The 21827-nt window shown below is 70.1% G+C and carries 16 protein-coding genes; 6 read left to right on the top strand and 10 right to left on the bottom strand.

Annotated elements, in window-relative coordinates; genetic code table 11:
* The first annotated feature begins 104 nt into the window (after window positions 1-104).
* The 3 genes from rsmG to ASG53_RS13890 all read left to right on the top strand — a co-directional run bounded on the left by rsmG (window position 105) and on the right by ASG53_RS13890 (window position 4771).
* Complete coding sequence (rsmG, locus tag ASG53_RS13900) at window positions 105-737, top strand: 16S rRNA (guanine(527)-N(7))-methyltransferase RsmG (protein ID WP_056136305.1); 633 nt, start codon at window positions 105-107, stop codon at window positions 735-737.
* 1780 nt (window positions 738-2517) lie between these two features.
* A complete protein-coding gene (locus ASG53_RS13895) occupies window positions 2518-3435 on the top strand; it encodes a ParA family protein (protein ID WP_056134604.1) in 918 nt (305 codons plus the stop codon).
* Between the two features lie 166 nt (window positions 3436-3601).
* The gene (locus ASG53_RS13890; protein WP_056134601.1) at window positions 3602-4771 is read left to right on the top strand and encodes a ParB/RepB/Spo0J family partition protein; all 1170 of its coding nucleotides are present in this window, start codon (window positions 3602-3604) and stop codon (window positions 4769-4771) included.
* Window positions 4772-4993: 222 nt separating this feature from the next.
* On the opposite strand, the gene ASG53_RS13885 is transcribed toward ASG53_RS13890, so the two are convergent.
* From ASG53_RS13885 to ASG53_RS13850, 8 genes are all read right to left on the bottom strand, one after another.
* Complete coding sequence (locus ASG53_RS13885; RefSeq protein WP_056134599.1) at window positions 4994-5947, bottom strand: D-alanine--D-alanine ligase family protein; 954 nt, start codon at window positions 5945-5947, stop codon at window positions 4994-4996.
* Window positions 5944-7254: an aminotransferase-like domain-containing protein gene (locus ASG53_RS13880; protein ID WP_056134596.1), complete on the bottom strand. Its 1311-nt coding sequence runs from the start codon at window positions 7252-7254 to the stop codon at window positions 5944-5946. Before ASG53_RS13880 ends, ASG53_RS13885 begins: the two co-directional genes overlap by 4 nt.
* A 219-nt stretch (window positions 7255-7473) precedes the next feature.
* Entirely contained in the window at window positions 7474-7815 is a 342-nt protein-coding gene (gene trxA / locus ASG53_RS13875) for a thioredoxin (protein ID WP_056134595.1), read from the bottom strand.
* Entirely contained in the window at window positions 7812-8813 is a 1002-nt protein-coding gene (gene trxB / locus ASG53_RS13870) for a thioredoxin-disulfide reductase (RefSeq protein WP_056134594.1), read from the bottom strand. The genes trxA and trxB overlap by 4 nt, the downstream gene beginning before the upstream one ends.
* A gap of 172 nt (window positions 8814-8985) precedes the next feature.
* Window positions 8986-10896, bottom strand: coding sequence for a protein kinase family protein (locus ASG53_RS13865; RefSeq protein ID WP_056134591.1), 1911 nt, complete (start codon window positions 10894-10896; stop codon window positions 8986-8988).
* Between the two features lie 71 nt (window positions 10897-10967).
* On the bottom strand, window positions 10968-12662 hold the full coding sequence (murJ, locus tag ASG53_RS13860) for a murein biosynthesis integral membrane protein MurJ (RefSeq protein WP_056134588.1): 1695 nt from the start codon (window positions 12660-12662) through the stop codon (window positions 10968-10970).
* Window positions 12659-14800 carry a DUF6049 family protein gene (locus ASG53_RS13855; RefSeq protein ID WP_056134585.1) on the bottom strand — a complete coding sequence of 714 codons (2142 nt, stop codon included), beginning with the start codon at window positions 14798-14800 and terminating at the stop codon, window positions 12659-12661. Before ASG53_RS13855 ends, murJ begins: the two co-directional genes overlap by 4 nt.
* Window positions 14788-15408: an NUDIX hydrolase gene (locus ASG53_RS13850; RefSeq protein ID WP_056136303.1), complete on the bottom strand. Its 621-nt coding sequence runs from the start codon at window positions 15406-15408 to the stop codon at window positions 14788-14790. Before ASG53_RS13850 ends, ASG53_RS13855 begins: the two co-directional genes overlap by 13 nt.
* Before the next feature lie 170 nt (window positions 15409-15578).
* Between ASG53_RS13850 and ASG53_RS13845 the strand changes: the two genes are divergently transcribed.
* Window positions 15579-16994: a CCA tRNA nucleotidyltransferase gene (locus ASG53_RS13845; RefSeq protein ID WP_235533945.1), complete on the top strand. Its 1416-nt coding sequence runs from the start codon at window positions 15579-15581 to the stop codon at window positions 16992-16994.
* A gap of 39 nt (window positions 16995-17033) precedes the next feature.
* On the opposite strand, the gene ASG53_RS13840 is transcribed toward ASG53_RS13845, so the two are convergent.
* Window positions 17034-18050, bottom strand: a complete 1017-nt coding sequence (locus tag ASG53_RS13840) for an alpha/beta fold hydrolase (protein ID WP_056134579.1) — start codon at window positions 18048-18050, stop codon at window positions 17034-17036.
* Window positions 18051-18215: 165 nt separating this feature from the next.
* Here ASG53_RS13840 and ASG53_RS13835 point away from each other — a divergent pair, with 165 nt between their 5' ends.
* Both ASG53_RS13835 and ASG53_RS13830 read left to right on the top strand, forming a co-directional pair.
* A complete protein-coding gene (locus ASG53_RS13835; protein ID WP_056134577.1) occupies window positions 18216-19412 on the top strand; it encodes a sensor histidine kinase in 1197 nt (398 codons plus the stop codon).
* Window positions 19409-20074, top strand: coding sequence for a response regulator transcription factor (locus tag ASG53_RS13830; RefSeq protein ID WP_056134574.1), 666 nt, complete (start codon window positions 19409-19411; stop codon window positions 20072-20074). The genes ASG53_RS13835 and ASG53_RS13830 overlap by 4 nt, the downstream gene beginning before the upstream one ends.
* 333 nt (window positions 20075-20407) lie before the next feature.
* Here ASG53_RS13830 and ASG53_RS13825 read toward each other — a convergent pair whose 3' ends face one another.
* The gene (locus tag ASG53_RS13825) at window positions 20408-21709 is read right to left on the bottom strand and encodes an MFS transporter (RefSeq protein WP_056134571.1); all 1302 of its coding nucleotides are present in this window, start codon (window positions 21707-21709) and stop codon (window positions 20408-20410) included.
* Between the last annotated feature and the right edge of the window lie 118 nt (window positions 21710-21827).

Here is a 21827-nt window from a genome sequence, read left to right as displayed (position 1 = left end):
CGACAGACTCCACATCTCGGGTGACTGCCTGAGATGTGGAGTCTCTCTGCGAGGCGGCCGGACGGCGCCCGCGGACCGAGCGCCACAGGACGGACGAGAAGACGATGGACGAGAACTACGAGCGGGCGACGCTCTCCGAGTACTTCGGAGACGCCTTCCCTGCGGTCGATCGCTTCGCGCACGAGCTGAGCGTCCAGGGCGAGCTCCGCGGTCTGATCGGACCGCGAGAGATCGGTCGGATCTGGGACCGCCACATCCTCAACTCCGCGGCTGTGGTCCAGTACCTCCCGCAGACCGGCACGATCGTAGACATCGGTTCCGGTGCTGGTCTGCCGGGGCTCGTGATCGCGGCGATGCGCCCCGAGGCCGAGGTGATCCTCATCGAGCCGATGGAGCGTCGCTGCACCTGGCTGAACGAGATGACCGAGACGCTCGGGCTGACCAACGTCGAGGTGAAGCGCGGACGAGCCGAAGAGTTCCACGACGCCTTCGAGGCCGACGTCGTGACGGCACGAGCTGTGGCCGCCCTCGACAAGCTGGCCCGCTGGTCGCTGCCGCTGCTGCGGCTCGGGGGAGAGCTCATCATCCTCAAGGGGCGCAATGTCGAGGCGGAGATCGAGCCCGCGCGCAAGGTGCTGAAGAAGTTCAAGATGAGCCCGCCGGAGATCCTCCAGGCACACACGATCGACGGTGCCGAGGGGACGACGGTCCTCCGCTCGACGCGCGGCAAGAAGTAGCAGACGCACGTGCCGTTGGCCCGGGGGCCCTGGTCGACGGCGTGGTCAGAGGCTGATCAACGACGATCCGCTTCTGTGAGAGCGATCCTCCGGTCCGGCGCTGCGCTCCACGGACGCTGGAGTGCTGATCTCGGGTCTCCTGAGGCTTCTCCACGAGGCCGGTATGCGTGGTTAGTGCTGAAGGTGACTCGGCGACGCGACGCGGTCGGAAGGACGGCGCCGCTGCGGGCTGCCGGCCCGGCGGACGGTGGAGCACACCTACGAGCCCCAGGTGGCAGTCCTGGCCACCGAGATGACAGGGTCGCTCTCGCGTCTGAGTCGGGGCCGAGGCGGCGGAATCATCGTGCTGATCGATGAGATCTTGAGAGCAACCCGACTGGGACATCGAGCGGACGATGCGATCCTGGCCGATCCCCCGGCTGCCTCATCCAGGGTGTGCTCGCTTGCAGACGCGTCTCGGTCCAGCGGGGTAGCGGTGACCCGTGGTCACGAACCGCTCGTACTTCCCCGCCCGTACCAGGTGTGAGCGTCTGACTGCAGTGGGCAATGGGCTCGCTCGGGGGAGGGGGGTAGGTCTCGGCAGCTGGAGCCGCGACTACGTGATGCGGACAGCCTGGCGTCAGTTGTCGACGGTGTTCTACGTCAGTCCATCCAGGCTTCGTCATCGAGGCCCTTGTGACATCGTGCGTGAAGAGCCCCAGGTGACGTCTGCCCTACGTGCCCTCGTCGTCACCGTGGGCCGCGGTCAAAGACGTCGTTGATCTCCTAAGTTCTCCGCAAGCTCTCGCTGCTTTCTGGCCGGATCTGTTGGCCCGGATCGGCCGTTCTTGGCTCGTGGGGTTTGTGAGCCGGTGATTGCCCGGAAGTCCCGCCGCAAGTGTTGGGGCCGTCAGAGGTGGGGGAGGGGTCGAGGCCTACCTAGGGGGCGGCGCGTCCCCGGCGAGTCATGTGGCGGTGCGGTGGCACACGTTCCGGTCTGGAGAGAACTGGCGGCGTGCTTTGGCCTCCGCGAAGCGTGTTCCACGTGAAACAGAGGGAGCATCTGGCCCCTCGGGATTAGGGGTGCGGATGCTAGCTAGTCAGTTCAGCGCTGGGTCAGTCTTGTCGCACTGCCGGCTGTCGAGCCGCATCCGACAGACCGTGGGACGAGGACGGCCCGCGACAGCTTCGTGGGCGGAGGGGGCTGGTTCGCCGTGGGCGCAGGCCTACTCGTAACATGACAGCCAACGCATCCCTCACGGCCATATGGCCTCATCCTTCTGAGTTGCGAGGAGGGGGGCGGGTTCGCACCAGGGGGATACTGGCTCAGACGAATGTGACCTGTGAGCTGTGAGCGCGCTGACCCCATGGACATGTCTTGTATCGGCGAGGAGCGACGCACCGGCGCGATCCCGAGACTTTGGCAAGAGAGGCGCCATCGGCGAGCTTCGTTCCACGTGAAACGGAGACACGACAGTTCCGGTCTAGGGTCCGATGTTTCACGTGGAACGGGAGCGCTGCCCGCTGACAAAGGTCGCATTCTGTCCGCAGCGGGCAGGGCGTGAGCAGCTGTCGTTGACGCGCGGCGCGGATGGCCTCAGCGTGGGTGGTACGCAGTAGTCTTGGGTCGAGAAGGCCCGGAGGCTCACGGAATAATCTGAGCTGCCCGGGCGTGTGCGTCTGTGTGGAGGAAGATCGAGTGTCCGTGGCACCTGGAAGCCCATCCCGAGGACTTGAGCCCGGATCCAGCAGCATCGAGGGAAGCCGTGATTCACGTGAAACACCGCGCTCGGGCGACCGTATGAGTGAGCTGCTCACCTCCTTTCCCGCAGAGGACGAGTCCACCCCGCTCGCCGCACAGCTCCTCGTGGATACTCGACGCCGGATGTCGCTCGAGGGCCGGCAGTTCCGCAAGCCCGAGAAGACGCGGATCATGACAGTCGCGAACCAGAAGGGCGGTGTCGGCAAGACGACGACCACCGTGAACCTGGCTGCAAGCCTCGCCCAGGGCGGTCTCAACGTGCTGGTCATCGACAACGACCCGCAAGGGAACGCCTCCACAGCGCTGGGTATCGATCACCGGTCGGGAGTTCCGTCGGTGTACGAAGTTCTGGTCGAAGGACTATCGATCGCGGAGACCGTCCAGGCCTGCCCGGAATTCCCGAATCTTCTGGTTGTTCCTGCCACGATTGACCTGTCGGGCGCTGAGATCGAGCTGGTCTCGCTCGTTTCACGTGAAACTCGACTCCGTCGAGCTGTCGACACCTACCTCACCGAACGGGAGGAGCAAGGGCTTCCGCGCATCGACTACGTTTTGGTCGACTGCCCTCCGAGCCTTGGTCTGCTCACCCTCAACGCCTTCGTGACGGGCCGTGAGGTGCTGATCCCTATCCAGTGCGAGTACTACGCACTGGAAGGCTTGAGTCAGCTGCTGAAGACCATCAAGCTCATTCAGGCCCACCTGAATCCCGACCTGCACGTCTCGACGATCTTGCTGACGATGTTCGACGCCCGCACGAACCTGGCCACGCAGGTGGCGTCCGAGGTGCGAGAGCACTTCGGTACAGAGACTCTCGCGACGTCCATCCCGCGTTCGGTCAGGGTGTCTGAGGCTCCGAGTCACGGTCAGACCGTGATCTCCTACGAGCCCAGCTCGACAGGCGCCCTCGCCTACCGTGAGGCTGCCCGTGAGCTCACAGAACGGGAGGCCGCGGCATGAGCATTCATCACCCGCAGATCCAGACAGTGTCCCGTCGCGCGGCGGCACAGGGGAATGGCAGCACGGTCGACGTCGACGTGTGGCACAGAGATGCAGCCCATTCCGTGATGACTACCGCTGGGGGCCCACCTTCAGCTCCTGGCATGCATCTTCGAGAGGATCACCTGTGAGCGAGAAGCGACGTGGGCTGGGTCGAGGGCTCGGCGCCCTGATCCCGACGGCTCCAGATCTCGAACGGCCCGTCGACGTGTTCTTCCCCCCGAAGCAGCCCGTCGAGGGGGAGGTGCCGAACACGACTGCTATCGCTGATTCGGCAGCGGTCGTGGCCAAGCTTCGCGCACCCCGCGAGACTAAGAAGACCACGAGCGGTGGGCAGCGATCCTCGATGCCCTCAGTCAGCTCCGGTGCGCCCGCACGCGATCGTGGGACCGTCCAGATCGAGGCTGTTTCACGTGAAACGTATCTTGCGGCGACCGGTGCTGAGCCAGAATCGTCCCTCGTGCCGGTCCCGGGGGCGACCTTCGCGCATCTTCCGGTCGAGTCGATCCGCCCTAACGCTCGTCAGCCCCGCACCGTCTTCGACGAGGCTGACCTAGCGGAGCTGGTGGGCTCGATCCGCGAGATCGGCGTGCTCCAGCCGATCGTCGTGCGTCCGACCTCCGAGCCCGACCAGTACGAGCTCATCATGGGCGAGCGGCGGTGGCGCGCGACGCAGGAGGCCGGGCTCGGCGCTATCCCAGCGATCATCAGGGAGACCGAAGACGGCGACCTGCTGCGTGACGCACTGCTGGAGAACCTCCACAGGTCGGCGCTCAACCCTCTCGAAGAGGCAGCTGCCTATCGTCAGCTCCTGGACGACTTCGGGTGCACGCACGAAGAGCTCGCGGTGCGGATCTCCAGGTCACGGCCGCAGATCTCGAACACCCTCCGGCTGCTGAGGCTGCCTCCTCTCGTGCAGCGACGCGTCGCTGCCGGGGTGCTCTCTGCCGGCCACGCCCGGGCACTCCTCGGACTCGCCGACGGGGCTCAGATCGAGCGCCTGGCGCAGCGCATCGTGGCCGAGGGACTCTCGGTCCGCGCGACAGAGGAGATCGTCGCCCTCGGAGGCGACGAGGAGCCCGCCAAGCCGGTTCAGCGTCCTCGGGCGGGCACCCGGGTCCAGGCGATCGACGACCTCGCCAGCAGGCTCTCAGACCGCTTCGAGACACGGGTGAAGGTGGACCTCGGCAAGACCAAGGGGAAGGTCACCGTCGAGTTCGCGACCGTCGACGACCTGAACCGCATCCTCAACGTCATGGCGCCCGAAGAGCCGGGGCTCTTCCAGAAGGACGTCTGAGCAGGAGGACGTCTAAGCGACACCGCAGAGGTGGAGGCGCACCTCGGCGCCCTGGACGACGAAGGGGACGGACCGCATGGTCCGTCCCCTTCGTCGCGCTCCAGCACCCGGTCTCGTCATCGGTGATCCGCCGGGAGCCGGGAGCCGGGAGCCGGGAACACAGCCCAGAGCCCCGGACCGAAACTCGGAACCCGGTGGAACCCGGTACCCAGACGCCAGACCTCAGACGACGGGCGCGGGCAGCGCGTTCTCGACGACCGACCTGTAGAGCGCCGGCAGGGCCCACCCGCTCGCCACCACGGCCTGAGGCAGCAGCGACGTCTCGGTCATCCCGGGTGCGACGTTGACCTCGAGGAACTGGATGGTCCCGTCAGGCTGCACGATGAGGTCGGTCCTCGAGATGTGCCGGAGCCCGAGGGCCTCGTGGGCAGCGATCGCCGTCGCGCCGACGGCCTCGGCCTGCGCCGACGTGAGTCGTGCCGGCGCGAAGTACTCCGTGCGCCCCGGGTTGTAGCGGGCGTCGTAGTCGTAGGGCCCGTCGGTGACGATCTCCACGGCAGGCAGGGCCCGCAGGCCCTCAGACGTCTCGACCACCGACGCGGCCACCTCGATGCCCTCGACGGCACGCTCGATGAGAGCCACGTCCCCGTAGGCGAAGCAGCTCACCATCGCCTGAGGCAGGTCGGTCGCCGACCGCACCAGGCTGACACCGAGCGCAGAACCACCGCGTGACGGCTTCACCACGAGAGGCAACCCGAGCTTGTCGACCACGGCTGCCATGACGGCCTGTGCTCCGAGCTCACGGAAGAGGCTCTGGGGGAGGGTCACATAGTCAGGCGTGTCGAGGCCCGCACGCGCCACGACAGACTTCGCGACGGGCTTGCTCCACGCGATCCGAGAGGCCCGCGGACCGGTGCCGACGTAGGGGACGTCGAGCAGGTCGAGGACGTCGCGGATGGAGCCGTCTTCACCGCTCGCCCCGTGCAGCAGGGGCCAGACGACGTCGGGCCGGGTCTGCGAGAGCGCGGGGAGGAGGTCTGCATCCACGTCGTGCACGGAGACGTCGATGTTGGCCGACCTGAGGGCCTCGGCGACACGTCGGCCAGAGCGCAGGGACACGTCGCGCTCGTGCGAGAGGCCACCGGCCAGCACGAGGACGCGGGGAGAGTGAGTCATACGAGGTCCGGTCCTGGGTTGTCGGTGTCTGTCACGTCGTCGAGGTGGGCTGTCGTGCCGAAGATCTCGACGAGCTCCCGCTCTGCGTTGACGACAGAGGCGAGGCGTCGGACGCCCTCACGGATGCGGTCGGGGGTCGGGAAGCAGTAGGAGAGCCGCATGTGGTCCCCGCCGGTGCCGTCGGCGAAGAAGGCCGTCCCCGGCACGTAGGCGACGCGACCGGTGACGGCGCGCGGGAGCATGGACTTGGAGTCCAGGCCCTCGGGGAGCTTGACCCACGTGTAGAAGCCACCGTCCGGCACGGTCCAGGACGCGTCGGGCATGTGCTCGGCCAACGCACCCACCATCGCGTCGCGACGTTCCCTGTAGAGCACCTGGAAGGCCTTGATCTGCGCCTTCCAGTCGCTGGTCTCGAGATAGGTCGAGATCGCCATCTGCGAGGCGTTGGACGGGCACAGGATCGCCGACTCGGACGCCAGGACGAGCTTCTCGCGGACGGCGTGAGGCGCGACGACCCAGCCGACCCGGAACCCGGGAGCGAAGGTCTTGGAGAAGGAACCGAGGTAGAGCACACCGTCACCGTCGGTGGCGCGCATGGCCTCGAGGGGTTCGGAGCCGAAGCCGAGCAGCCCGTACGGGTTGTCCTCGACCACGAGGACGCCGTGGCGCCGCGCGATCTCGAGGATCCGCGGCCGCCGCTCGAGGCTCAGGGTGACGCCGGCGGGGTTGTGGAAGTTCGGGATCGTGTAGAGCAGCTTGACCCTGCGCCCCTGTGCGGCGAGGGATGTGAGCGTCTCCTCGAGCGCCTCGGGGATCAGCCCGTGCTCGTCGAGCGGGACGTGCACCACGTCGGCCTGGTAGGAGCGGAACACCCCCAGCGCACCGACATAGCTCGGTGCCTCGGCGACGATGACGTCGCCCGGGTCGATGAAGATGCGGGTCACGAGGTCCAGGGCCTGCTGCGACCCCGTGGTGACCACCACGTCGTCAGGGTGCGCGTCGATGCCCTCGAGCTTCATGACCTCGAGGATCTGCTCGCGCAGCGCCTCGTGACCCTGACCGGAGCCGTACTGGAGCGCGGTGGTCCCGTGCGTCGCGATGAGGCGCTCCATGCTCGCGGCGATGCTCTCGAGCGGGAGACCTTCGAGGTAGGGCATGCCGCCGGCGAGCGAGACGACCTCGGGACGGTTCACCACGGCGAAGAGGGCTCGCACCTCGGAGGCCCGCATGTTGTGCGCGCGCATGGCGTACGCACCGAACCACGGGTCGAGCCGGGTGCCTGGTGTCGAGGGAGTCGGAGGCGTCACCTCGTCAGTCTCCCACGACCACTCAGAGGATCTCGTGAAGGAACACCAGACGGACGGTGCCGCTCTCGGCGGGTCGCCGCGTGCCGCAGACCGGGTGCCGCGTGCCGCAGACGGTGCGCCACCAGACGCAGGAGGGGTCCCTGGCGAGTGCCAGGGACCCCTCCTGCGTGCTGCTCGGTCAGGTCTGTGGACCGCACCGGCAACCGGGTCGTGCCTCGGTCAGCCGATCTCGGCGAGGACCGCCTCGATCTCCTCGACCAGCGCCTTCTTCGGGCGCGCACCGACGATGGACCTGACGAGCTCGCCCTGGTGGTAGATGTTCAGCAGCGGGATCGACACGACGCCGTAGGCGGCGGTCACCTGCGGGTTCTCCTCGGTGTCGACCTTCGCGATCGTCAGGCGTCCCGCGTAGTCGGCGGCGATCTCCTCGAGGACCGGCGCCACCAGACGGCACGGCCCGCACCACTCGGCCCAGAAGTCCACCAGGACGGGGACGTCGGACTCGAGGACGACGCTCTTGAAGGTCTCGTCGGTCGCGTGGACCGGGGTCGCGGTGCTCACTTCGCCTCCAGTGCTTCGACGGCCTCGACGAGCTCGGTCGGGGAGTCCTGCGCCCCGACGAGGTCTGCGAGGTAGTGCTGGGCGTCGAGAGCCGCGGCACAGCCAGAGCCTGCAGCGGTGATCGCCTGGCGGTAGGTGTGGTCGACGGCGTCGCCGCAGGCGAAGACACCCTCGAGGTTGGTGCGCGTCGAGCGACCCTGCACCTCGATGTACCCCTCGTCGTCGAGCGTGACCTGGCCCTTGACGAGCTCGGTGCGCGGGTCGTGGCCGATCGCGACGAAGAGCCCGCCGGCCGCGACGTCGCGCTCTTCACCGGTGAGGGTGTCGCGCAGACGCACGCCCTCGACCTTGTCGGCGCCGTGGATCGCGACGACCTCTGAGTTCCAGGCGAACTCGATCTTGGGGTCTGCGGCGGCGCGCTCGGCCATGATCTTCGAGGCGCGGAGCGTGTCGCGACGGTGCACCATCGTGACCTTCGAGGCAAAACGGGTGAGGAAGGTGGCCTCTTCGACTGCGGAGTCGCCGCCGCCGACGACCACGATCTCCTGGTCGCGGAAGAAGAACCCGTCGCAGGTCGCGCACCACGAGACACCGCGTCCGGACAGGCGTGTCTCGTCCTCGAGGCCGAGCTGACGGTAGGCGGAGCCTGTCGCGAGGATGACCGCGCGGGCCGAGAAGACCTCGCCGCCACCTGTCGTGACCACCTTGACGGGACCGTCGAGCTCGAGCGACACGGCGTCGTCCCACTCGATCTGAGCGCCGAAGCGCTCGGCCTGCTTCTGCATGTTCTCCATGAGCTCGGGGCCCATGATGCCGTCGACGAAGCCTGGGAAGTTCTCGACCTCGGTCGTGTTCATCAGGGCGCCACCGGCGGTCACCGAACCGGCGAGGACCAGCGGGGCCAGCCCTGCGCGCGCCGCGTAGACGGCAGCGGTGTACCCGGCCGGACCGGACCCGACGATGATGAGCTCGTGCGTGGGGGTGGTCTGTGCGGTCACTGGTCGTGTCCTTCGGTCGGTGTGTCTGTGCGACGGGCGTGGGGCTGTGCTGCTCGTGCCCGGCGGTGTCGCGGTTGCTAGGACGAGAACACCGGTCTGCACGGGCTTGTTCCCGTGCGGTGGTGCAGGAGTGGTTCGGACCCGAGGGCCCTGGAGATGGCTCCGCGGGGCCTCAGGAGAGGCTGATGTCGTAGATGTGGGCGCGGAACTTGCCGTCCGACGTCGCCGTCGGCAGGTCCGTGAAGAGGATCACGAGGTTCTGCGTCTCGACAGGGGCGGACAGCGTCATGGTGGTCTCACCGTCGAGGGGCCCTGAGGCGAGGACCTCGCCGCCCCGCGGGTTCGCGGCGTCGGTCGCGCGGATCTCGACGTTGCCGCCGGTGTTCTGCGTCGACAGGTAGACCGTCGAGACCGTCGCGGGCTGCTCGAGGGTGATCGCGTAGGCGAGGAGCCTGTCGAAGCCGCCGAAGTTCGAGGTCTTGTACTCGAGGGAGTACCAGGCCGTCGTGACGTCGTCGTCGATCGCGAGGCCGGCGTTCTCGTTGTAGTCCTCGTCGCCGGGGTTCGTGACGACCTGGCCGCCCGAGATCACGGGGAGGGCCGGTGCCGGGGGCGCTTCAGCGGGGGCTTCCTCAGCCGGGGGCTCGGCCGCGGGGTCGGCGTCCGCAGGGGCCTCCTCGGTCGGGGTCTGGCTCGCCTCGACCACGGCGGGCTCGAAGCCGGAGAACAGCGTGTTCTTCGCGACGACGCCGGCACCCACGACGAGCACGAGCATGAGGGCGAGCACGTAAGGAGTCGGGTTCAGGCGCAATCGTCTGCCGCTTTTCGTCGTCTGAGGGCGCGCGCCGGCGTCTGCAGGGCGTGCCGTGGTCGTTCCTGGGCCGTCCGGGCCACGGCCGGACGGGCCAGGCTCGGACAGCATCGCGGCAGGTGCCGCAGCAGGCTGGGTGGTGACGGGCTGGGTGGTGGTCGGTGCGCCTGCTGGAGCCGCTGGCGCCTGCTTGGTCGTCGTCGGGCCTGCAGCGCCAGCAGTGCCTGCCGCCGCTGCCGGACCCACCGGTGCCGCTGTGTGCCCGAGGGTCAGAGACGTCGCACCGGCAGCTGCCGCCGGAGGGGCGACCCTGGGGATGCGTCCGGTCGAGGGACGGCGGACCGGACCCGCGGGCGGCGGGGTACCAGGCCTGGCAGCCCCGCGCGAGGCCCCACCCGCCGCGAGGGTTCGGACGGACTGCCGGGTGACCTCGCGGGTCGCCGGGGGTTCGATCGGCTGCACGGCGACGGGGACCTCGCCGGTCACCGGGACGTGCTCCGAGTCCCAGGGTGCGAGCTCGGAGACGAGCTGTCCAGGAGTGACCGGTCCGTCGTCGTGGTCGCCGAGCGTGACCGAGCACAGGGTGTCGAGGTCACGCGGGACGGCCTGGTCGACGTCGCGGGGCGGGACCAGAGGAGCCCCGGGTGCCTGCAGGCGGGCCGGGCCGACGACACCGGGGTCGAGCGCCTCGACGTCGTGCGCGACGCGGGGCAGGTCGCCCGTCAGGGCGTAGTGCAGGAGTGCGACGAGGGCCACGGTGTCGGCGCGCGAGGCAGCGTCGCCGTCGAGCCGCGCCTCCCCGTGCACGAGGTCGCCGTCGATCCCGAGGCCCGTGACCCGGACCCTGCCCTGGTGGACGCGGATCGCCGAGGGACGGAGCGCACCGTGGTGGACGCCTCGGCGGCGCGCAGCCTCGAGGGCTGTCGCTGCGGCACCGATGACGGCTCGCGCGGCGTGCGGGGACAGCGGCTGGGCCTCGACGAGGTCGGCGAGGGTCGAGCCCACGTAGGGCTCGGTGACGACGATGCTGCGGGCCGCGTCGTGGAGGACGTCGATCACGCGGGTCACGTGCTCGTCGGAGACGAGGGCCGCACGGCGGGCCGCGTCGAGCGTGAGGGGAGCGTCGGCGGAGGTGATGATGCTCAGGCGGACGGGACGGTCGAGGATCTGGTCCGTCGCCTCCCAGGCCTCGATGCCGACGAGGTCGCTCGGGGCGCGTGCGTCGAGCCGGTAGCGGGCGACGACGAGCTCGCCACCTTGCAGGTCAGCCACCCCACGGACTCCCGTCAGTCGTCATCTGCGCGCGCCGGGACCGACGCCTGCCGCGCACCATCGTACGTGGCTCATGTGGAGAATCGGCGGGGGACGAAGCGGCGGAACGGTGCAGCCAGGCTCTTCAGCTCCGAGACCCCCATGATGCGCAGGGCGAGGACGTACACCGACGTCATGGTGGCCAGGACGAGGACCGTCACGCCCACCGCGCGGAGCCACGAGTCGCCCGGGGCGAAGCCCCACACGTGCAGGACGAGCCAGCCGAGCAGAGCCGCGATCAGGGCAGACACGACGAGCTGCACGTGCAGGCGCACGATGCGTGCGAGGTCGAGCCCCTCGAGCCTGTCGCGCATCCCTCGGACCCGCAGCAGCACGGCGCAGAGGTTGGACGCCGACATCGCGAGCGCGGCACCGACGGCCCACCACTGCCCGGGCGCCAAGAGCCAGACGGCGCCAGCGCCGACGACCAGCACGATGGTCACCGGGATCTGGATGAGGAAGACCGTGCGCCCGTCCTCGAAGGCGAAGTAGACCCACTTCATGAGGACCATCGCCCCGAGCGGCGCGAGACCGAGGGACATCGCCGCGAGGACGTTCCCGACAGCGGACAGCGAGTCGGCGTTGAGGGTCGGCACGATGATCTTGACGATCGGCCGTGACAGCACGAGGAACACTGCCGTCGCGAAGACCGTGAACACGCCGATGACCCGCATGCCCCGGGAGACGATCTCGCGCACCTTCGCGACGTCGCCCCCGGCCGCGGCCGCGCTCATGCCCGTGAACAGCGCCGTGGCGATCGACACGGTGATGAGGGAGTGCGGCAGCAGGTAGATCATCAGCGCCTGCGAGTACGCGCCCGGGCCGGCCACCGCGGCGTCGGCGATGCCCGCAGATGCTGCCTGCGGCGCCCCCGAGGTGATGTTCGCGGTGACGAGCACGGCGACCTGGTCGAGCAGGACCGCCGCGAAGGTCCACAGGCCGACGCGGCCGACCGAGCCCAGCCCGGCGCCCCGGAACCCGAAGCGCGGACGGTACCTGAAGCCGGATCGCCAGAGCGGCACGACGAGGATGAGCGCCTGCCCGACGACACCGAGGGTGGTGACAGCACCGAGGACGGTGACCTGCGCCGTGGACCAGGACGCGACGACCACGTCGGTCGGCAGGTGGGTCCCGGTGCTGGGGTCCACGAGCAGCACCCGGCCGAAGACGAGCAGGAAGATCGACAGCCCGACGATCGAGATGATGTTGTTGACGACAGGGGCCCACATGAACGGGCCGAACTGCCCGCGCGCGTTGAGCACCTGGCCGAGCAGCGTGTACATGCCGTAGAAGAACAGCTGTGGGATGCACCAGAAGGCGAAGGACACGGCCAGCGCCACCTGCGCGGGTGTCCAGCTGGAGTCCGTGTAGAGCGCGACCGCGACGCTCGCACCGAGCGTGCAGACGACAGTGATGACCAGCAGCACCGACCCGGCGAGCGTGAGCAGCTTGTCGAGGTACTCCTGGCCGTCGGGCGACCTGTAGGCCCGGACCACCTGCGGCACGATCACCGCGTTGAGCATGCCTCCCGCGATGACCGCGAAGAGGATGTTCGGGATCTTGTTGGCGATGTCGAAGGCGTCGGCGATCGGGCCCGTGGCACCGCCGACGACGGCCACCAGGAGGATGTTGCGGACGAGCCCGAGACCGCGCGAGACGGCCGTGCCCGACGCCATGACGATCGAGCTACGGCCCACCGACGAGGTCGAGGTGGCAGGCAGGGTCATCGGTCGTGTCCTTCGGCGTGCTGTGCGTCGTCTGCGGGCTCGACGAGCCCGACGGCGTCCGCGGAGACCCGGCGGTCCGAGCGTCCACGATGGACGGTACGCCAGATGCCACCGCCGAGCAGCAGCACGAGGAGACCGGCGACGACGGCCGTGCCCATGTTCTCCCAGTCGGCGCGGACCCTGACCTCGAAGGGCTCGGCGCTGCCGAGCACGGTCCCGTCGAGCGCGAGTACCTGGGCCGTCACGCGGACGTCGCCGCTGCCGACAGCACGCACCGGGACCTGCTCGCGGACCTCTTGGCCTGGTCCGATCGTCACTGGATCTGTCGTCTCGGCGACGAGCCGAGGGTCGTCAGGGTCGAGCGAGACCCGCAGCGTCACCGGCTGGTCGAGGTCGTTGACCACCTGGACGGGGATCTGGCTCCCCGTGCTGATGATGTTGAAGTTCTTGGCCGTCACGACCGAGACGGACGCCTTGATCCTGTCGACCTCTGCCACCGTCCCGGCGACGGCTGTGCTGCGACCGGCCGGGTCGGCGCGCCAGGAGACCGAGGTCACCGCTCGCGCGGCCTCCTCCACGGGGCCGACGAGGCTGGCCGGGTCGGGGACGACCTGGGCGAAGGTCCGCAGGTCGGCGACGGTGCTGTCGACCGTCGAGAGCTGGTCTCGGGTGATCGCACCCTCCGGGGCGGCGGACTCGGCCGGAGCCGTCCGCGCCACGTCGGTGTCCTCGGCGCCGATGAGCGTCGACACCGGACGCAGCCGGGTCCAGGGTGTCGACCCGAGAGACTCGAGCTGGGCACGCGCGACGGACGGGTCGGGCGCCCAGTCACGAGGGGCTGTCAGCAGGAGGTGGCGGCCCTCGGCGGGCCGCTCTCGGGAGACGATCGCGAGCTCGGCGAGCATCCGTTGACGGGCTGAGACGGCGGTCCCGGTCTGGGCCGAGGTCAGCTGGGCGCTGAGCGGGCCGTCGGGTACGAGCGCGGTGATCTCGCCGGACGACGTCGGGACCGAGGCGCGGCTGCTCGGGGTGTAGCTGAGCGTCGCCGACGGGGGCAACGAGCCGGGCGCTGCGACCACAGTGCTGGCCCCGGCGGCGGCGACGGCCGAGAGCGTCCGTGCGTCAGGTACGTCCTCTGCGGGCCACGACAGGTCCGTGCGCCAGGTGGCGGAGTCGCCCGAGAGGGTCGGTGACGACGGGACCGGGAGGCCGGCGGCGACGAGGGCCACGACGTCCTGGTCGTCCGCGGGCAGAGCGAAGACCTCGCGGTCTGCAGCCCCGTCGACGATCCTGCCGGAGGGCCCGGGGGAGGAGGTGTCCGTCGTGGCGGAGGCGTCGCCCCCTCCTGCTGGAGTCTGCTCCCGGACCAGGGACGGGTCTACGGCCCAGCCGACGTCGGCGAGGTCCTCGGTGCTCGCGAGCACCTTGGACAGCCGCCCGTCTGTCGAGGCCGCAGCGGTCAGGGAAGCCTCTGCCGCCGCAGGGTCGAGAGGGTCGACAGCCGGCCCGACGACGGGGACCAGGACGCTCACGTCGACGGGGGTCACCTCGGTGTCCTCGACCGGGAACCACAGGACGAAGGTGCGCAGCGCACCGACGGGGTCGAGGGAGGCCGGGGTCGTGCCGTCGCCGGCGAGCGTCACGGCCATGCCGCGCGGACCCCAGCCGTCGAGGCTGGTGAGCAGCCCCATCGAGTCGGCCTCGACCGAGAAGTCGACCATCGCCGAGTCTCCCGGAGCGAGGTCGGCCGGGACCTCGACAGACTCCAGGACAGTCCCGAAGGCGTCCGAGAGCGTGAGATCGGTCCAGGCGGTCAGGCGCTCGCGGGTGATGAAGCGGTACTTCGACACGCTCAGGGTCGCCACAGGCTGGGCGAGGGTCTCGGTCGTGGTGTTCGTGACCTCGGCGCGGACTGTGAGCGTGTCACCCGGGCGGACGACCTCGGGGTTCATCGAGACGAGCCGGACCGAGGTGGGGGTGGACGTGTCTGGCGTCGCCGCGGCGGCGAGAGACGTGGCCCAGGAGGGCGAGGCGAGACCGGCGACCAGGCACACGAGCAGGAGCGTGGCGAGGAGGAGTCCGGCGGCTCGCGCCGTGCGCGTCTGCGTGCCCCGCGCCCTGACGTCTAGGGCTGCCATGTCGGGGCGTCGGGCGGTGCGGTCCAGCTGCGCTGAGGGTCCTGCAGGATCTCGAAGGCTGCGGCGGCGAGCCGGCGCTCGTTGGGATAGCTGAGGGTCGCCGAGAGCTCTGTGAACGCCACCCAGGCGACGTCTTCTGCCTCGGAGTCCGGGTCGCCCTCGACCGTCAGGTACCCGCCGACGGCCTCGAGCAGGAAGTGGTGGACCACCTTGTGCACCCGGCGGTCGTCACCGGTGAACCAGTAGTCGATCACACCGAGCCGGCGGTGGATCGTCCCGACGATCCCGGTCTCCTCGGTGATCTCGCGGATCGCGGCCTCTTCGGCCGTCTCGACCCCTTCGAGGTGGCCCTTGGGCAGGCACCACTCCAGGCGGCCGGCGCGGTTGCGGCGCGCGATGACCGCAGCGTGCAGGTGACCGTCGATCTCGGCGACCACGAGGCCGCCTGCTGAGGTCTCCTCGACGACCGGGAGGTCGGAGGAACCATAGGACGAGGGCGCGCCAGATGACCCCGCTCGCCTGGCTGCCTGCGGGTCGATCCGCAGAGGATGGCCTCCCGGCGGCGCGGGGACCGGAGAGCGGCCCTCGGAGTGCGCTGCGCTGGACATGTCGGCCACTTTATCTTTGTCTGGCAGGCTTTGATGTTGTGTCGAAGTCCACGAGGTCTGCCAGCGGGTCCACCAGCCCTGAGAATCCGGCCCTAGCGAGCGGTCGGGAGATCGACGTGCCCGCGAATGTCGCCCTGCTCAGACGGCGCCTGTCGACCGTTCTGTCCCAGATGGCCCCCGAGGCCGTCGAGCTCGGTGAGATCTTCGCCGCAGCAGGTCACGAGCTCGCGCTCGTCGGGGGCCCCGTCCGGGACGCCTTCCTCGGGCGGTCGAGCGCCGACCTCGACTTCGCGACCTCTGCCCGGCCCGACGACACCCAGCGCCTGCTCGCCGCCTGGGGTGATGCGCACTGGGACATCGGCAAGGAGTTCGGCACGATCGGTGCCAAGAAGTTCTCCCGCGGGGGTGCGCCCGAGGTGGTCGTCGAGGTCACCACGTACCGCACCGACGAGTACGACCCCGCCTCGCGCAAGCCTCTCGTCGTGTTCGGCGACACCCTCGACGGTGACCTGTCCAGGCGTGACTTCACGGTCAACGCGATGGCGGTCCGGCTGCCGGACCTCACCTTCGTCGACCCGCACGACGGTCTGACCGACCTGGCCCGCGAGGTGCTGCGCACCCCGATCGAGGCTGTGCGGTCCTTCGACGACGACCCGCTGCGCATGATGCGCGCGGCGCGCTTCGCCGCGCAGCTGGGCTTCACGGTCGACCCCTCGGCCGACTCTGCCGTCCGTGACATGGCCGAGCGCATCACGATCGTCTCGGCCGAGCGGGTGCGTGACGAGCTGTCGAAGCTGCTCGTGTCGAGGTTCCCGCGCCAAGGGCTGCACGTGCTCGTCGAGTCGGGGCTGGCAGACCACGTGCTGCCCGAGCTCGTCGGCATGAAGGAGGCCGTCGACGAGCACAACCGGCACAAGGACGTGTACGAGCACTCGCTGACGGTCCTCGACCAGGCGATCGACCTCGAGACCGGTCCTGACGGTCCGGTTCCCGGTCCGGACCTCGTGCTGCGGCTCGCCGCCCTGCTCCACGACATCGGCAAGCCCGCGACCCGCAAGTTCGAGAGCAACGGGACGGTGAGCTTCCACCACCACGAGATCGTCGGTGCCAAGCTCACCGCGAAGCGGCTGCGCGCGCTGCGCTTCGACAAGGAGACCGTCAACCAGGTGTCCAGGCTCGTCGAGCTGCACCTGCGGTTCCACGGCTACGGTGACGGCGCGTGGACCGACTCCGCGGTGCGCCGGTACGTGACCGACGCGGGTCCGCTGCTCGAGCGCCTGCACAGGCTCACCCGGGCCGACTGCACCACGCGCAACAAGCGCAAGGCGCAGCGTCTGTCGAGCGCCTACGACGACCTCGAGACTCGCATCGAGGTGCTGCGCGGTGAAGAAGAGCTCGCGTCGATCCGCCCGGACCTCGACGGTCAGCAGATCATGGAGGCCCTCTCGCTGAAGCCTGGGCCAGAGGTGGGACAGGCGTACAAGTTCCTCATGGAGCTGCGCCTGGACCGCGGCCCGATCGGCCCGGAGGCCGCCCGCGAGGAGCTCGTCCGCTGGTGGGCCGCGCGGAGCCCAGAGCAGGCCTGACCTCGCTCTGCCGACAGGCGCCGTCGGCGGTGGCTGGGGTCAGTCGGCTGCCGGGTGGGTCGCCTCCCAGGTGCGGAAGGTGTCGGCGATCTCGGGGGCGTGGGTGTGGTGCAGGTAGTGCTCGCCGTCGAGGGGGACCACGGTCCCGTCGTCGGCCTCGGCCGCCTGCTGCTCGTGGAGCGGGAGCCAGTCCGGGTTCTTCTCGTTGTGCGCGACCACGAAGAGCAGCAGCGGCAGGTCGGTCGGGAAGGTCGAGCCGAGAGCCCGCTCGAAGTTCGCGGGGATGTGCGCCATCTCGTCGCGGTAGGTCGAGGAGAGGGAGTTCTTGTTGCTGAGCATGCGCATCTGCTCGCGCACGTGGTCGCTGTAGACAGGGCCGTCCGTGGCGTCGGAGCCGCGCGAGCCGGCTGATGCCCCGGTGCCGTCGGAGCCCTCGGTGCCCTGAGCACCGTCGAGACCGTCACCGGCGACAGCCGACAGCACCCGCACCAGGCCGAGGGACTTCGCAGCCCCCATCAGCCCTGTCGGGAACTGCGTGTCCATGCCGGGCTGGCCCGGCACGCTCGAGTCGATCCCGACGAATGCCGTCACCTCGTCCGGGTACCGCGTCGCGTACTCGATGCCGTAGAGCCCGGCGATCGAGTGGCCCATGAGCACGTAGCGGTCGACGTCGAGGGCCTGCAGCGCCTCGTGCACCTCCGACACGATGTTCTCCGTGGTGCGCGGCACGTCGGTGCCGTCGCTCAGGCCGTAGCCGAAGGGCTCGACGACGACCACCCGGTGGTCCTCGGCGAGGTCCGTGACGAGCGGGCCGAAGTCGAGCACCGGGGAGGCCGTGCCGAAGCCGGGCAGCAGGACCACGTCGGGGCCGTCACCGGTCACCTGGACGTTCATCTGCCGACCGTCGACCGTCACGGTCTGCCCGTAGGACTCGATGCGGTCCTTCTCCCGTCCCGTCGCGACAGCATTCACGACAGTCGTCGTGGCCAGACCGACCGCGAGCACGGCGCCCACGGCCGTCACCGACAGCAGCAGTCTCTTCACAGGCTTCTTCACACGCACCTCTCCCGGGGCGCACCCTGCGCCCCACGGAACAGCATCGGCCGCAAGCCTCCCCGGCGCGTCAGTCCCACGTGGACACCTGACGTACCGCGCTCGTCGTACGCCGACGTCACTCCCGCGGGCGATCCGGTCCGAGGTGGGGGACGGGATACTGGGTGGGTGACCCAGCCCCGAGCGCCCCGACCGTCCGGCTCGGCCGCCCGGGTGCGCGACGTCGCCGCGGTCCTCGTGGTCGTCGTCTTCGGTGTCCTGCCCTTCCCCGACGAGGCTTTCAGAGCCGGCGGGCCCGCGCTGGCCGTCGCCCTGCTGCCCGTCCTGGTGCTCCCGTCCCGGCGCAGCCGACCCCTGCTCGCGCTCGCGGTGTCTGTCGGGTGCGTCGTCGTCGTGGCCCTGGCCGGGACCTTCGCCCCGAGTGCGCTGCTGGCCGTCGCGATCACCGCCTTCTCGGCGGCTGACCGCACCCGTCGACCCGTCGCCGTCGTGAGCGTCCTCGCGGCGGCCGTCGCCGTCTTCCTGGTCGCCACGGTGCCTCTCGACGGCGACCTGCTCGACCCCCGGGTCTTGCAGTTCGTGCTCTTCGTCGTCCTCGGCGGTGCCCTCGGCGACGCGAGCAGGTCGCGGCGCGAGGCCGAGACGTCGCGGCAGCAGGTCCTCGACGCCGTGACAGAGCGTGCCGAGCGAGCCGAGCGGGACCTGGACGACGAGGCCCGTCGACGCGTGACGGAAGAGCGTGTGCGGATCGCGCGGGACCTGCACGACGTCGTCGCCCACCAGATCGCGGTCATCAGTCTGAGCGCCGGGGTCGCGTCGTCGTCGATGGAGACCCGGCCCGAGCGGGCGCGCGAGGCTCTCACGACGATCCGGAGCGCCTCCCGGACCGTGCTGACCGACATCGGCGGGCTGATGGCCCTGCTGCGCGCCGACGACGCCGACGACCTCCGCGACCTGCACCCCCAGGCCGGGCTGGCCCAGGTCGACGAGCTCGTGGCGCGCTTCGCCGGCGTCGGGCTGCGGGTCGACCTGGACCGTGCACCGGGCGTCGTCGAGACCGCCGCGCTCTCGCCCGCGAGCGACCACGTCGCGTACCTCGTCCTCCAGGAGGGGCTCACCAACGCGCACAAGCACGGGACCGGGGACTCGGCGGCCGTCGTGGTGCGGAGCAGGGGAGGAACCCTCGACCTCTCCGTCACCAACCCTGTGCGCCCCGGAGCCAGCCCCGAGAGCCTGGACGGTCATGGACTCCGTGGGCTCCGTGAGCGGGTCGCGTCGGTCCGGGGCCGCGTCGAGACCTCCCAGGCCGACGGCCTGTTCAGGCTCGACATCTCCGTCCCCGTCGAGAGCAGGGTGGCGCTGTGATCACCGTCCTCGTCGTCGACGACCAGCCCCTGGTGCGTCAGGCCGTGCGCGACATCCTCACCGACAGCGGCGACATCGAGGTGGTCGGGGAGGCCTCCGACGGCCATGAGGCCGTGCGCGCTGTTGCTGCGACCTCCCCTGACGTCGTCGTGATGGACATCCGCATGCCGCACCTCGACGGGATCGCTGCGACAGCGCAGATCTGCGCAGGCCCGGCGGCCGGCACCAAGGTGCTCGTCCTGACCACCTTCGAGGACGACGAGTACGTGGTCGCTGCGCTGCGGGCCGGAGCCAGCGGGTTCGTCGGCAAGGGGGCAGAGCCTGACGACATCGTCCGCGCTGTCCGCACGGTCCACCTGGGGGAGGCACTGCTGTCCTCGGCCGCCACCACGGCGCTCGTGCGCAGGTTCGTGCAGCAGCACGTCCCACGAGACGACGCGTGGCAGGACGACGGCCTCGACCGCCTGACCGGGCGCGAGCGCGAGGTGCTCCTGCTCGTCGCCGCGGGGCAGACCAACCAGGAGATCGCGACAGGCCTCGTCATCTCGACGCACACAGCCAAGACCCACGTGAACCGCATCATGACCAAGCTGGACGTCCGCGACAGGGCGCACCTGGTGATCCTCGCCTACGAGTCGGGGCTCGTGGCACCCCGGCGGTGACCCGGTGACCCGGCGGTGAGCCGGCGGTGCATCGTTGGCCCGTTGGCCCGGCGGCTCACGAGGTCGGTCTGACGCCCACGAGGTCGTCCCGGAGACCTCGACGTCGTACCGACACGCCAGATCTGTCTGCCCGCGTCCAGTCCCCGGCGTGTCTGGACGACCTCGTGGCAGGAGGGACGACCTCGTGAGGCAGGTCGCGGCACGGCAGGGCAGGACACGGCACAGCACAGCACGGCACGGCACGGCAGGGCAGGACACGGCACAGCACAGCACAGCACGGCAGGGCAGGGCAGGGCAGGACACAGCACGGCACGGCAGGTGAGGTGGTGCGGGTCAGGCACCTGCGGGTGACGTCGGTCGGGGGGAGCGCAGCCCACGAGCCCCGAAGACCGCGGCCGTCGTGAGGTACCCGAGCGCGAGCACGGCGAACACCGGGCGCGAGTACCCCGAGTCCGGCAGCGTCACCGCCGCGATCGCCGCAGCCGCGATGAAGGCCGAGTTGTAGACGACGTCGTAGAGCGCGAAGGCCCGCCCCCGGAACTCGTCAGGGGTGTCCCGCTGCACGATCGTGTCGACGGCGATCTTCGCGCCCTGCGCGGCGAGGCCCAGCAGCGCGGCGCAGACCAGCAGGACTGGCAGCCGCACGGACGTCAGCAGCACCAGCTGCGCAGCCCCCGCCAACAGCAGGCACAGCACGACCCACACCTGCGAGCCTGTCCGCCGGGCCAGCACAGGGGTCGTCAGCACTGCAGCGCCGAAGCCGACCGCGGAGGCCGCGAGCACCGACGCGAAGACCGCGAGCCCCGCATCCGGGTCACCCGGGTCGGCCAGCAGGTTCCGCGACAGCAAGATGCTCGCCACGAAGGTGACCCCGTAGAAGAGCCTGTGCACGCCCATCACCGCGAGGGCCTGTGCTGGCGTGCCGATCTGCCCGAGCGCCCGCCCGCCCTCGACCAGCCCACGACCCAGACGGGCCAGGCGCTCGCGGACCACGTCGGCGTCCGCGAGCTCGCCCGGGCCCAGGCTGTCGGTGCCGAAGCGGGCCGCGACAGCCGCGGCGCACGCGAAGAAGACTGCCGCCGCGCCGAGCGACGCGGCGTCCTTCGACGGTCCCGCTGCCATCACGAGGCCGAGCAGGAGCCCGACCAGACCACCGAGCGCGGCGGCGCCCGCACCGAAGGTGGGCACCACGGAGTTGGCGGTGAGCAGCTGCTCCCGCGGCACCACCCGCGGCAACGACGCCGCGAGGGCCGCCAGCACGAACCTGTTGAGCGACAGGTTCGCCAGGGCCAGGACGTAGACGACGGGACCGATGCCCCACAGCAGGACCCACACGCCGATGAGCAGCGTGACGCCGACCCGAGCGAGGTTGACGCGGACGAGCACCTGCCGGCGTCGCCAGCGGTCCAGCAGCACCCCGGCCCACGGGCCGACCACGGTGAACGGGGCGAGCAGCACGGCGAAGGCCACAGCGATCGAGCCGGCCGTGCCCTGGCTCTCGGGGGAGAAGAAGAAGAGCGTCGCGAGCCCGACCTGGAACATGCCGTCGCCCGCCTGCCCCACGAGGCGCACGGCGAAGAGCCGTCGGAAGTCGCGGCCGCGGAGGAGGCCTGCGAGATCCTGTGGGACTGACATGCGGGCAAGCCTAGGGGAGACGAGAGAAGACCCGGGGCCTGGGGGAGGCTCGGGTCTTCGGGGAGGGGAGCGCGGGGTGACGGGCGCGACAGGGCTTGATCTGTCGGGTGCGGGCGCG

Source organism: Sanguibacter sp. Leaf3, from assembly GCF_001425965.1.
Classification (GTDB): Bacteria; Actinomycetota; Actinomycetes; order Actinomycetales; family Cellulomonadaceae; genus Sanguibacter; species Sanguibacter inulinus.
This window is presented reverse-complemented; position numbering and strand designations above follow the sequence as displayed.